Source organism: Paenibacillus allorhizosphaerae, assembly GCF_042659105.1.
GTDB lineage: Bacteria > Bacillota > Bacilli > Paenibacillales > NBRC-103111 > Paenibacillus_G > Paenibacillus_G allorhizosphaerae.
In genome coordinates this window covers 1-13,431 of record NZ_JBHSRV010000040.1, presented here as the reverse complement: position 1 = coordinate 13,431, position 13,431 = coordinate 1, and the positions used below count along the sequence as shown (strand labels likewise).

The 13,431-nt window shown below is 42.6% G+C and carries 13 protein-coding genes and 1 pseudogene; 11 read left to right on the top strand and 3 right to left on the bottom strand.

Features of this window, described 5'->3' with window-relative positions:
* Positions 1-469: 469 nt before the first annotated feature.
* From ACFQI7_RS37090 to ACFQI7_RS37060, 7 genes and pseudogenes are all read left to right on the top strand, one after another.
* Positions 470-931, top strand: a pseudogene (locus ACFQI7_RS37090) (Tn3 family transposase); the annotation flags it as partial.
* 289 nt (positions 932-1,220) lie between these two features.
* Positions 1,221-1,571, top strand: coding sequence for a hypothetical protein (locus ACFQI7_RS37085; protein ID WP_218103413.1), 351 nt, complete (start codon positions 1,221-1,223; stop codon positions 1,569-1,571).
* A 716-nt stretch (positions 1,572-2,287) separates the two neighbouring features.
* Entirely contained in the window at positions 2,288-2,656 is a 369-nt protein-coding gene (locus ACFQI7_RS37080; RefSeq protein ID WP_218103414.1) for a VOC family protein, read from the top strand.
* A gap of 349 nt (positions 2,657-3,005) precedes the next feature.
* A complete protein-coding gene (locus ACFQI7_RS37075) occupies positions 3,006-3,773 on the top strand; it encodes a class I SAM-dependent methyltransferase (protein ID WP_218103415.1) in 768 nt (255 codons plus the stop codon).
* A gap of 181 nt (positions 3,774-3,954) precedes the next feature.
* Positions 3,955-4,824 (top strand): GyrI-like domain-containing protein, encoded by an 870-nt coding sequence (locus ACFQI7_RS37070; RefSeq protein WP_218103416.1) that lies wholly within the window; start codon positions 3,955-3,957, stop codon positions 4,822-4,824.
* 239 nt (positions 4,825-5,063) lie between these two features.
* A complete protein-coding gene (locus tag ACFQI7_RS37065; RefSeq protein WP_218103417.1) occupies positions 5,064-5,429 on the top strand; it encodes a hypothetical protein in 366 nt (121 codons plus the stop codon).
* 219 nt (positions 5,430-5,648) lie between these two features.
* Positions 5,649-6,386 (top strand): phosphotransferase family protein, encoded by a 738-nt coding sequence (locus ACFQI7_RS37060; RefSeq protein ID WP_218103418.1) that lies wholly within the window; start codon positions 5,649-5,651, stop codon positions 6,384-6,386.
* A gap of 188 nt (positions 6,387-6,574) precedes the next feature.
* Here the strand turns inward: ACFQI7_RS37060 and ACFQI7_RS37055 are convergent, their stop codons facing one another.
* Positions 6,575-7,429 carry an immunoglobulin-like domain-containing protein gene (locus ACFQI7_RS37055; RefSeq protein WP_218103419.1) on the bottom strand — a complete coding sequence of 285 codons (855 nt, stop codon included), beginning with the start codon at positions 7,427-7,429 and terminating at the stop codon, positions 6,575-6,577.
* 443 nt (positions 7,430-7,872) lie between these two features.
* On the opposite strand from ACFQI7_RS37055, the gene rsgA reads away from it, so the two are divergent.
* A complete protein-coding gene (gene rsgA, locus ACFQI7_RS37050) occupies positions 7,873-8,991 on the top strand; it encodes a ribosome small subunit-dependent GTPase A (RefSeq protein ID WP_218103420.1) in 1,119 nt (372 codons plus the stop codon).
* Positions 8,992-9,076: 85 nt separating this feature from the next.
* A complete protein-coding gene (locus ACFQI7_RS37045; protein WP_218103421.1) occupies positions 9,077-9,217 on the top strand; it encodes a hypothetical protein in 141 nt (46 codons plus the stop codon).
* Between the two features lie 565 nt (positions 9,218-9,782).
* Here ACFQI7_RS37045 and ACFQI7_RS37040 read toward each other — a convergent pair.
* On the bottom strand, positions 9,783-10,268 hold the full coding sequence (locus ACFQI7_RS37040) for an AAA family ATPase (protein ID WP_218103422.1): 486 nt from the start codon (positions 10,266-10,268) through the stop codon (positions 9,783-9,785).
* Positions 10,269-10,678: 410 nt separating this feature from the next.
* The gene (locus ACFQI7_RS37035; protein WP_218103423.1) at positions 10,679-11,266 is read right to left on the bottom strand and encodes a dihydrofolate reductase family protein; all 588 of its coding nucleotides are present in this window, start codon (positions 11,264-11,266) and stop codon (positions 10,679-10,681) included.
* A 502-nt stretch (positions 11,267-11,768) separates the two neighbouring features.
* Here ACFQI7_RS37035 and ACFQI7_RS37030 point away from each other — a divergent pair.
* Positions 11,769-12,209: a GNAT family N-acetyltransferase gene (locus ACFQI7_RS37030; protein WP_218103424.1), complete on the top strand. Its 441-nt coding sequence runs from the start codon at positions 11,769-11,771 to the stop codon at positions 12,207-12,209.
* A 503-nt stretch (positions 12,210-12,712) separates the two neighbouring features.
* The gene (locus ACFQI7_RS37025) at positions 12,713-13,285 is read left to right on the top strand and encodes a uracil-DNA glycosylase family protein (protein WP_218103425.1); all 573 of its coding nucleotides are present in this window, start codon (positions 12,713-12,715) and stop codon (positions 13,283-13,285) included.
* Positions 13,286-13,431: the final 146 nt, after the last annotated feature.

Genomic DNA, 13,431 nt, shown 5'->3' with positions numbered 1-13,431 from the left:
AAAATGAATCATGTCTTTCCCGCGATGCCTATTCCAGAAGCCAAAAAAGCAATCAGACAAATCATTGATTTGATCTCTTGAAGCAAAAAACGGAAGTATTTCACCACATATTACTTACTATACGACCTGGAAAAGGGGAAAAGGGAATGTTGACGATGGTGGGGAGGATATTCGCCATTGACCCGCACAAAGTATCTATGATGTTTCAGGATGTGTACCTCTTCAGGATACGATTGCAGGCAATATCCGTTTCGGACGAAGCGACGCAACTCGCGAGTAAATCGAGGAATCTTAGCTTACGATTATTTCCGTTTCGTGACCTGACCCCTAATTTGTATAACGACATTGAAGCCCCCTCATTAGAATCCTTATTATATAAGGGTTCTTTTTATTTTAGGGAGGATTATTGTCATTTTTTGTTGACACTAATTAAACATATTCCTCACTCACGTACTGAATGGTTTGTTAGTTCTACACGAAAGTCAGCAATACGAACGCTCGGGATGCCGTACATGTCATCGACGGTTTACTCCATCATGAAACGGACTTGGCCATCGAGGAGCATTATACGGATACAGCCGGTTACACCGATCAAGTTTTTGGTTTAACGCATCTGCTTGGATTTCGCTTTGCGCCGCGCTTGCGCGACTTGGCTGATTCCAAGCTCTACGCTATCGGGAAACTTTCCGATTTTCCTTAATTGGAGAAGCTGCTGCGCGGACAGATTAATACAAAGATCATTCAGGAAAACTACGATGATGTACTCCGGCTGGCTCACTCTACCCGGGAAGGCACCGTTTCAGCATCACTCATAATGGGGAAAATCGGTTCCTATGCAAGACAAAACAGCTTGGCTACCGCACTGCGAGAAATGGGGCGTATCGAGAAAACGATATTCATCCTGGATTACCTTTCAAGCGAGGCGCTACAAGAACCTTATCCCATTCCCGATAATACAACGGGCCCAAGCGTTTAGTTGTCACAAGAGGAGGGGCCATGCGTTCTCGAACATAAACCCTTAAAACTGAAGGATGGATACAATAGCTCATCATGAGGCCGCCGCGGGATCTATCTGGTGGCTTCATTAAACTAAAGGGCAGTATAGCGCGAAAGTTCTTTCGTTACAAGAAAAAGGATATCCCCCATTCCTGACGAATTATTTTTGCTAAACCATTCTGTGATACTGTGCGAATAAATAAATGAAAAGAGGGTGTTTTTCCATGGCGGCGCAAGATTTGTTAGATGAGAAGCCAACAAAAAAATGGCGTGAACGAATGGTGGAATATGAAGATGATTTGTTTACACCTGAACGATTAGTTTTATGCGATAAGATACTTGATAAATACATAACCGAAATAATCCTGATACAGGGAGCCCCTGAACAAGAGAAGATAATGAAACTTGTTGAAGAAATAGTGGTTTCCTTTAACCAGTTAAATGAAGAAAATGACTATTTCATAGAAACAATGGAAAGAGAAGAACTGGTTGATTTTATTGATAAGGTAGCAAGGCTAGCTGGACTAGAGGTTGAAGAAGGTCAAGATATAACAGAAGAATGGCGAGAATGGTAATAGGAAACTTGATGTGAATAATAATAAGTCGAGGCTGCCGCAGAATAATTTCGGCAGCCTCATTACGCTAACGGGCAGAATTCAATAACAATAAAAGTAATTTTTTGTGGTAAACTTTAGGAAAGACGTGATTTATTAAGGTTGGGTGAGAGCCTTTGTGCATTAGAGTGGATAACAAAAAGTTTGATACTAATGGAGTCCACAATAAATATGCTGACTATGTGGTTGTTGTCTGTTCCTACTGTTCTGAACAATATGTTCATGATGACGAGCATTCAATGCTTTATTATGATCCGTATGATCATTCAAGATGTTTCGTAACTCTTTTCGGAATAAATGATCAACCTAAGCATTACCCAGTTCCGTGTAAGGGTTGCGGTAGAATAGAATGGGATTTCATCGATTATGAGGAGCGAGACAAGGCTGAATTGGGACCATGGAGCACTTACATTCGAAGTTGGTGACTACGCTAACGGAGAACGATAGCTCTATCATGACACGACGGCAGCCGGCCAATGTTCGGCCGCCGTCGTTGCGCTAATGGGCAGAATTGCTTAACCAGGACATCGAACAATTAGAAACAATAGAGCCTACAGTTTATTTCACAGGAAGGATTTAGTCTTTCCAATAAAAGGGATTTTTGGGGAAACATCGAATAAATAAATTGTGAAGAAATAAGGAATAAATTCAACTATCATGGGGGCTGAATATTATTTATGGAGAATGTTGAGAAAGGTCAGGTTACAATCCGTAATATTTCACCGATTTTTTATGTCCCAGATCGTAAACTCGTGCTTGACTATTACAAACGGCTGGGTTTTTGGTGCGACTATGACATGGGATTTGTCGAATGGAATAGGATTGGGTTCATCGTTCACGAAAGACAATCGATACCCGCGACTCCAAACAATGATGGAAATGAAGGGCTTGACGCATTTGGTATGGTTTCAAATATTGATGATTTGTTCACAGAGTTCAAGTCGAAAGATGCAGTGTTCCTTTATGAACTTCGAACGAACGAATATAACATGAGAGAATTCGCTATTAAGGATCCAGCAGGATTCACGATTGGATTTGGTCAGTAACTCAACTGACACTGGTTATCTTTCTTAACTAACGGAGAACGTTAGTTCAGCGATCCAGGAGCAGTTTGCCGTCGCGGCAGCTGCTCCTTTGTCGTTAAGCTAAAGGGCAGGATAGTTAAAGATGATGCGCGGTGAACCGTATCATAAGTAATGGCAAGTTTTAATTACAACGAAGTTACTCTTCCAAGATTCTCCTCATGCGGTTACAATGATGATAATTTCATTTGAGAGTGAGTGGTTATCATGATAATGACAAAATTTCTTCAATTGGCACAAACCAAGGTGCGGAAGGGATAGTCGGATCGATTAAGAACCTTTCGTGCTAATAAAAACGGAGGGAAAAAGGTATATGTCTGTTGACGCTTACGGAAAGTTAAGTAATGAGGTTTATGACTTTACGAAGCCGGTCGGTCACTCAATCGGCGGCGATTTGGAATATTATATGGATCGACTCCGATTGTGCAAAGGTCGCATTCTCGAGCCGATGACCGGGTCTGGCCGATTTCTGATTCCTTTGCTCGAGGCGGGTCATATTGTCGATGGGGTCGACGCCTCGCCGGACATGTTGGCGTCTTGTCGGAAACGGTTAGAGGAACGCAGTCTAAAAGCAGATTTATACCAAATGAAGCTTCAGGAGCTAGACTTGTCGCACCGTTACGATGCCATTATCGTACCGGCCGGTTCGTTCCTGCTGGTCGAGAAACGCTCCGAATCGATTGACGTCCTGAAACGGTTCTACAACCTGTTGAACCAGGGCGGCCGGTTCATTGTTGATCTCGAAATGCCACATTCTCCGACTTTTAATTTTGAGCAGGTGTGGAAATGTTCGTACACGCTGCCCAACGGGGATATTATCACGCATGAGGGAAGGACAGAAGAGGCCGATTTGTTCGACCAATATCACTTGATACTGTCGCGATACGACAAGTGGCGTGACGGTCAGTTGATCCAGAGCGAGCCTGAACGGTTTGCTATTCGTTGGTATGGTGTCGAAGAATTCCGTTATATTTTGCAAGAAATCGGATTTTCGGAGGTCACCGTTTCCGCTGATTATGTTCATGGAGTTAAGCCGACGAACAGCCGACAAATGTTCACCTATGAAGCAGTGAAGAAATAATTGAACGGGGCTGTCCCAAGTCAGCGTAAGTGACTTAGGGCCAGTCCCTTTTATTGAAGTTCTAAACTTGCAATGAGCGGCATCTTTATTCAGCTAATGGATAACGATAGTGTAATTGGAGCAGGCGCCGTGGCGACCTGCTCTTGATCGTCAAAGTAAAGGGGCAGGATAGTTTGAGTCAATGTTGACTTTGCCCTTGGGGCAATCCTTTATTATAAAAAGTAAGGGGGATGGCTTAGTGCTAACTATAGGTCAAATGGCAGGCATATTTAACGTCTCAACTAAAACGTTACGCCATTATGAAACTATCGGCTTATTCAGTCCGATTAAAAAAGGTTACGATAATCAATATCGTTATTACGGATTTGGACAGCTTGCTGAACTTCGGCGAATTATTTGGTTACGCTCCATGGATATTGGAGTAGAAACGATACGTGCTTTGAAATTAAGCGGAGCTCTGCATGATGATACAACTGTCCATCGCATTCTTGGAGAGCATGAACAAACTGTCCGCAATGAAATTGAAAAACAGCAGCAATTACTAAGTAACGTACGGCGAATGATAAATCATTTAAACCAACCAGGAGGAATTATGCAACCTAAAATATTGAGGAAGGCATCTTTTACTATCGTGGGATTAAGTTGGAGCAATAAAGAGCTGGAAAATGGATTCGGTATTCCAATGCACTGGGAAAGATTTATGTCACGATCTCACGAGATAGTCGGCAGAACAAACCCAACCGAATTTTATGGTATTGGTACACCACAAGACTCTGGTGAGTTTATTTATATAGCTGGATTTGAGGCAATTTTAACACAAATTCCAGAAGGAATGTTAGCTATCACTGTTCCAGAACAAACTTATGCTGTATTCACCCATACAGGAAGCCTGGCTAATATATGGGACACTAGAGAAGCGATATACGGTAAATTTCTTCCGGAGAATGGTCTTGTACCAAGCAATGCCTCAATGTATGAGTTATATGATCACCGTTTTCAGGGAAATAACCCAGAATCGCAAATTGATCTTTATGTACCAATAGAAAACTAATAAAACATCGTCTAATTGTATTGTACTTTCATGGAAGAACGAATTAACTTTCATTCTCTGTGGTGCAGCGCTGCTCTAGCGCTGCATGTTTGGCTAACCGAGTACGAGATAGTGGGGAGCATGCCGCTGCAAGCTCCTCTTCGTTCATTAAAGTAACGGGCAGGATAGTTCATTGATTTCGCGAATACTTTCTAAATTGAAAACCACATAAATTGAATCAGTAAAAGGAATGAAGTGCAATGGAACATAAGATTTTTAGAATTAATGGATACTTAGAAGCTATGGCTTATTTTAATTTAAGACCAGATCATTTTTACACTTTTGAATTTAGTGAATTTGATCAAAACAAATTAAACGAACCTTCAAACTTAAAGTATCTTGATAATTGGAAGAGCGAAATTAAGCGGGTTTTGTTAAATTGGTTTTTTGAAGTTTGTGAAGAAAATGATATGCCAGATATACCTTTAAAATTTCAAGAGCCCTGCGTAAACCGATTTATAGAATTAATTGATGATTTTTTGGGAGTAGCAATTTTGCAGTGTATTACAAGATTTATGGACCAACGCTTTCAAATGAATATGGATACGAAGAATATATCTTTATGACTGACGATCGTTCTTTTGTACTCAGTTATAGTGTAACTGATTGAGACCCATTGTTAAGCTAACGGAGTACGATAGCTCCATAACTACACCACGAGGTTGCCGCGGGAATTAATCGGCGGCCTCGTTATGCTATAGGGAGTTATCTTCCAATTCGTTGTGTCAATATATGGATGGGAAGACTTATACTTATCGAAACAGATTGAAAGGCAGTTGAGATAATTGAAATATGGGAAGATAATCGGTAAAGGCAATACCGCAACCGTATATGAATGGGAAGAAGGTAAAGTGCTTAAGCTTTTCAATAAAGGCTATCCAAAAAATGCGGTAGAAAGAGAGTTTCAGAATGCAAAGGCTATCAACGGTATGAACTTTGCAAAACCTAAAGTATATGAAATTATTTGTTGCGAAGAGCGAAGTGGGATTATATATGACAAACTGGAGGGTGAATCTTTGTTAGATTGGGTTTTAAAAACAGGTGACCTCCACGGATGTGCGGAACATATGGCGAGGTTGCACAAAACAATCGTTCAAAACAGAGTTAGCAATGTACAGGACTACAAAGAATTTTTAAAATCTAATATAGTAAACGCATCATCGGTTTGCTTATTAGAACAAGAAAGGGTATTCGAAATTCTTGATAGTTTGAATGCTGGAGAAACGCTATGTCATGGTGATTTTCATCCTGGTAATATATTACTATCTAACGGGCATACTATGGTTATAGACTTCATGAATGTGTGCCACGGAGATTTTTTATATGATGTCGCAAGAACTGTTTTTTTGGTGGAATACACACCGGTTCCAGAACAAGCGGATGATAGAGAAACACTTCTGCGATTAAAGAGAACTTTGGCAGACTTATATCTTATCGAAATGAACGTGACACGTGAAATGATACATGATTATCTATCTGTGATTATTACAGCTAGAGTAGGTGAATGCTCTAACGATAAGTGAGTAACGAAACAAAAGCTGAATAATCACATAGCGAGGTTACTGCGAAGAATGTATGTGGAGCTCGCTGCGCTAACGGGATACGTTAGTTCAACGAGTAGGTGTGCAGCGTGCCGCGGCAGCTGCTCTTTGATTTTTTATATTTGTCTTCATTTAATGAAACTAATGATGGGGATGAACGCTTCGTTCCGTTAGTCAACGATGTCAAATTCGAACGAAACGGGATTTCTTAGACTGGTTCCGTCGGCATGGACTTCCTTTACAATCCGATAGCGGCCCTTTTTCAGCTTGGAAAGCGGAACCGATTGTTGAAACGTGCTGCCCGGAGGATGGATATAACCGATGGCAATGAACGCCAGCGTTAATGGGACTTTCTCCCATGCGCCGTTTCTTTCTGTTTCGATCCAGTATTCCATCCCTAGCGAAATGTCGGTGCGCCCTTCATTAGTCAGCTTCAGCACCATGGTCTCATCGCTGCGAAACTGGTTTTTATCCGCATACAGCTTCGCTACCAGCTCTTGAACCGGTACCTCCACCGTGGAAAGCAGCGTATCCTCGACGTTATCTTCATCCCCTATAATTTCCACGCTCATCAAATAAGTGATGGCTGTATCCTCAGGCAACCGCATCGTAACAACAAGCTCTGGTCTCGGCGACGAATCCGAATCCGGCCTGCGAATCAATCGCTCTTCGATGACCGATACCGGCTTCCGCTGCTCGTCCAGCTTTGAAAGCCGTACTCGAACATCGCGATTTAGCGGGCGTGCATCCAGTCGGACAGAAATCTCGCTTCCCGGCTTTGATTTGCCGGCCGCGATGCCGAAGCCGATACGTCCTTGCCCTTGCCCGCCAGATAAAAACCAGGCTCCGGTTTGCGGGCCGTATCCTATCAGCATATCCAGACTTTGAGTCGGGGGATTGCCCGGGAGAGAGGGCGCGGGAGTCAGCTTCGCCGACGAAACGGTCGCATCCGGTGAGCCGGGAATAGGATTAGAGTTGCAAGCCGTTACCAACATAAAAAGTAAAATAGTTCCCGTTCTCAACATGCCGACATCCTCCTTTTACCATCCAAACGCGTTAACGGCCGATTTTGTTGCCGGTCATGATGCGAAAAAAACGACCGCCCGAACGGCAGCATCGTTGAGCTAACGGAGTTTGGCCAACAATCATCCTATGCCCTTAATAGCAGCATTTGACACATCCAGTGGAAATGCATATAATACGGGTATATTTTACAAACTAGGAGGCTGATGTAATATGAGTTACAATCCTATGAATCTTACGGTGCTTGTTCCATGTTCATCGGTCTCTACGGAGAATGCAGCTGCCAATATTCAGACATAGCGCTCGGCAGGAGCGTTATGTATTGGTGCTGTAATCCGCAGGTGACCGCATAGGTTGCATGCGGATTTTTTATGTTTAGCCGCATGCTGATGGCCTGCGGTTTTTTGTGTTTCAAATCAACAAAAGTTAAAGGGGATTTCATTTATTGGAAAATAATAACTATCCGCAATTGGCGGCATTCGGCTGGAACGATTACTGGCAATCCGCTTGGCGCGAAAGCGCACTTTTTGACCATAAAGGCTATGAGCCTGCCCGAATCGTGGCGCAGTATTCGAAGCAGTATCGAGTAATCACCGAAGATAGCGAGAAAATCGCCACAGTAAGCGGCAAGTACGAGTTCGAGGCAGGTGGCCGAAGCGACTTCCCGGCGGTCGGGGATTGGGTAATCGCGCAGTTACTCGAAGGAGAGCAAAGGGTTATCATACATGCCATGCTTCCGCGTTTCTCCGCCATGACGCGCAAGGAGGCGGGCAATGTCATCGACGAGCAGGTGATCGCGTCCAATATCGATACAATTTTTATAACAAACGCGCTTAATCAGGACTTTAATATCCGCAAAATTGAACGTTATCTCATCGCGGTGTGGGAGAGCGGGGCAAGTCCTGTCGTTCTTCTGACAAAATCCGATCTATGCGAAGATCCCGACAATAAAATTGCGGCCGTCCATAACAGTGCGCCGGGAGTACCGGTTCATGCGGTCAGCGCACGCTTGAATAAAGGGAAGGAAGAGCTAGCGCCTTATCTGTTGCCCGGACACACGATCGCGATTGCGGGCTCGTCCGGCGTCGGCAAGTCGACGCTTCTGAACTGGCTGGCTGAGGATACGCTGCAGCAGGTGCAGGACATACGGGAAAGCGACGCAAGAGGCAGGCATACGACGACGCATCGCGAACTGTTTGTGCTGCCGCCCGGCGCAGTTATGATCGATACGCCAGGCATGCGCGAGCTTCAATTGTGGGATGCGTCAGACGGCTGGGAGATGACATTTGCCGATATTGCCGAGCTGGCCACGCAGTGCCGCTTCCATAATTGCTCGCATGAGTCGGAAGCCGGCTGCGCGGTGAAGGAAGCGCTCGAGAGCGGGATGCTGGATTTGCGGCGCTACGCTAATTACAAGAAAACCGAGAGAGAGCTTGCCCATCTCGCCCGTAAGGAGCAGGCCAACAGTCGGAAAGCCGTGAGAAAAGCCGGCAAGCAATCAAGCGGGAAGTTAAAGCGCGGCCCGCATGATCGCAGACGGCACGGCTTCATCGATCCGGAATAGGCTTAAGTTGAAATCAATCGGATAACCGTAGCAATAGGGACTCTTACCTATTTTATGTTGCGCTAACGGTTACAGGAGCTGAGCGGTGGCACCGATCCATCGCTTTATTGGAAAGAACTTTGATTTTCCAGCGGCCAGCAATTGGAAAAGCAGATCAACCGATCCTGATTATTTTCCGACTGATCCTGGTTTAAAACATTGGAAAATCGGGAATAAAGATTTATGAGTGGCCATCAAGGAAATAAAGATATTGAATGTATTACCGGATATAAAATCGCTGATGAATCCATTATGGAATTGAATAAATGAGTATCGCTTGCAATATGGTCAATTTCTGGTTTTATCCTTGTAGGACACCAATACAGAAGGAAGAAGGAGCTGGTCCAATAAACTGCTCCTTCTTTTTTTGATTTTTATTACGCAAAACAACAAGTTGACAAAATGAAATAATGGTTTCTTCATTATCAAGGGGCTTTTTAGGGGCTCTACTTAATTACGCATAACTCATGTTAGACGAAATCATAGTAATTAGAACCTATGTTTGGTATACTGTATACACCGATATCCATTATTTAATGACAATAATTAATTTCACGATCGTATTCCTGCGGCAGTTGAGAGCTATTTGATGCTAACTCCGCACATTCGCAAAATATACACCATGCTCATAGGGATGATCGTCATATTTTTTATGAAAAAGGTTTTGTTAAATCCCAATGTTGATTTTCAATCTTCAGAATAAACCGCCCAGTATGTGCGAATTATTCAGCTAACATTCCCCGAGAGCTCAATTATTTTTTCTGCACATAAACGTAACTATATTGCAGTTCTTCAGCGAATGGAGGCTCAAAAATTACTGCATATTCCTTCAGGTTACCTTCTGTTATTCGAAAAGCCCCGTCAGGAAGTTGAGCATTTCTATCAGCAAGCCGTGTTAATAGAATCTCTTCAGACGCATCTAAAAAGTGTATTCTAAAGTCAGCACCCAATTGCGTTGCGCGCAAACGCATATCGTCCCGCTGGCTACGCACCCAGCATCCGAAGTCTAAAATAACATCTACTCCAAGCACTAAAACGCGAGCCGCAACTTCCCAAAGCATTGATTCCACCAAATCATGTTTTTTTTCATGCCCCTCTTCTTCGATATCCTGACCATACAACCGCGTATGCCACTCATCTGGTGTAAGGCGAAGCGCAGAGTATTTCTGTTCGAGTTGTCGAGCAAGGGTTGTTTTTCCGCTACACGGAAGCCCAACTGTTAGATGAAGCGTCGCCACAGGTTGCACCTCCATTTTTCAGCCAAACGTTCGAAATCTTCATATATCAACAATGAAGTTTAACATAACCATGAAAAAAAGGATTGCATTGTAAGCAGATTCATTATCATACGATTCGATACCGAGAAGCGACATGATCCAGGGAACCGTCCCTTGGTTTAAACCAAAATTCCATCCACAAGGGAGTCTTTTTTGGGAGCCTTCGAACTTCGGATATACATCGTTTAGAAAAGACACTATTGAGGAATCCTGCCCGTTTAATAAAAAATCAACAACAAAGTTTAACAAAGCCTTCATTTTTGGGACGTATGGAACTACTATGTTGAATCAATTATAGTATAGGCTGACGGTCCATTCACATTATCAACTGGGAACTGTTTGTGTTGACAGTAATGATCTGACGGGTTGAGCTAAGCTTTAGCGGGTCTGTAGGTTAGCAAGAGAGAACCAACCTTGAGTGTTTTGACGTCCACGAGATGGAATTCCTTCTGCTCATTAAGATTGTCAAACAAATGCTCACCTACGTTGACCACAACCGGGTGCATGACTATCTGATATTCGTCAATAAGATTTGCGTTTGCAAGTGATCGCACGAGCGTTGGACTACCGAAAATAACAATGTCGCCACCGTCACCATTTTTTAGGTCCTTAATTTGCTCTTCTATATTACTGCCAGTCAATTGTTTTGGAGCTTCAAATTCTCCCCATTTTAGATTTTCGTGTGGGCGGGCGCTTGTTACAACGAGTTTGTGGGCGTTGTTTATCTTATCACCCAGGCTTGAACCTCGAGTATTCGGCCACTTTCTAGAGAGGTCTTCGTAGGTTCCACGGCCAAGCAAAATGGTATCCGCTGTCTCGAAAATTTTTAATAGATACTGAGAACCTTCCTCAATCCCGGCGCTATTTCTCCAGACCGCCCAGTTGGTTTTGTCCTCGCTTGGATCGCCAGTGACAACTCCATTAATCGAACTGTGAATGAAGAGAATGATTTTACGCATGAACTAACATCCTTTCTATCTTTGATAATCGTAATTTTGTTTCTCATTTATTTAGACGAAATTAGATTACGATATTCATCGGTGTATTTGCTCAGGCGTGTCGAAGGCTTTTGGCTTTAGGAATGAAGGTGAATTTCACATCGGGAAATTTTTTGCGCAGCGCGTCGCCGCACATGTCGTTGAAAGTCTCCTGCGTCATCCGACATGGACTGCGGTAATGTCGGGTGACAAGAACATGGTTACATTAAAAGTCGCATGTGATGCGGCTTTTTCATTTTATGTCCTCAAGTTCTTGTCAAAATTAGATGACAAGAACTTGAGGACATTCCCGATTTTGACAAGAACATTATGACTTGCCGACGGATCACGCTACTAGATATGAATGGCTATTGTAATCTTGGGCACGTCAGTTGCTGGTTGAGCTAACTGGCAGGATAGTTTATTCGATTCACGAATATGTAAAACAAAAATATCCTTTCTGAAAGGTAGGACAATATATATTATGAATGATAATTTACAAGAAGATTTGGTGATTTCAAAAGATTGGACTGAGGAAGAGACTAAGGTTGTCTGCGATGGTTTGATAAAATATAACAGAAGAAGCTCTCGGCCTTTAGATGAACAATGGAGTGATACTATTAACCTTATTCTGAAAACTAAGGATGATAAGGTTGTAGGTGGAATTATGTGCAATATGTTCATGTATTCTTTGTACATCGATGTATTATGGGTTGATGAAAAGTACAGAGGTCATGACTATGGTTCAAAACTTATTGCAGGAGTTGAGGAAATAGCAAAGGAAAAAGGATGTATTTTAGTTGATACATGCACGTATAGTTATCAATCTCCTGACTTTTATGTTAAATGTGGATATGAGATATACGGTATTCTGGAGGGATTTCCAGAAGGAATAAAGAAATATCATTTGAAAAAGGTTATTTGATATATACATTCGCCCCTCGGTCCGTTCCGATTTTCATTACGACGGGAACCGTTAGCATAACGCGGCTGCCGGCACAATTTGGCAGCCGCGTTATGCTAACGGGCAGCGTGGAATAAATACAGCAGCATGGTAGGAGAATTGACCTATCTGTGGAATTAGTCAATAATTGCGAATTTCCTAGTGTTGGGATGTGTTTATTTTGGGGACACGTAGGATAAGTGAGGGAACATCATTTAATTCTAAAACGCACAAAGAAGAAGGGTGGCTGGCGAGTCGAAAGACTCGGCATGGGGGGAAACTATGACAAATTTAGATTCCACATCTAAAGTTGCAACTCCTTGGGCACAAGAAGCGGACTGCTAACGGGATACGATAGTGTGGAGCTGCCGCAAGGACAGCTCCTCTTTTGTTGTTGAAGTAACTGGCAGTATAACGCAGGAATTGCGTGTTCGTACGTCTAATATCTCTATGGTGAATTTGTCATAGAGCGTAGGAGTTGTAAAATGAATTTCAATGAATTGAAGGAAAACATTCTTATGTGCCAGGATTGCAAAGGAAAGTTTGGATTTGCACCAGTGCCAATTTTTCACGGAAATGAACGGAGCAAAATAATGCAAATAAGCCAAGCTCCTTCAAATAATGTTCACATTACAAAAAAACCATTTAACGACCCTACTGGAGCGAAACTGAAATATAAATGGTATCAAATAACCGATGATGTCTTTTACAACCAAGACAATTTTTATATCACCGCGTTGTCGCACTGTTTCCCTGGAAAAAACGCGAATGGAGGAGATAACCTTCCTCCGTTGGCTTGCGCTAGAAAATGGCTTACAAAAGAATTGGAATTGGTAGATAATAAATTATTTGTAATAATCGGGTCAAAAGCTGCAAAGTTCTTGTTCCCGAATGAGAATTTCGAACACTTGGTCTTTAAAAACAATTTGATAAACAATAAACCTACAATCGTGTTGCCACATCCCTCACCGCTTAATATTAAATGGTTTAAAGATCATCCGCAGTTCGAAGAAAAAAGGTTGAAAGAAATAAGAGAGGCAATCTGGAATGTGCTTTGAAGAGCTCCAAATCATTCCGCTACCCCGAAAATTTCACATAGCATAGATCTAAAATTGGCAATACGAAACTAAGCCCAGCTTTAGTGTTTTTTTAAAAACTGTGCTTCATAGAATTTATGTGAAATCAAGATGGTTACGAGGCTGTC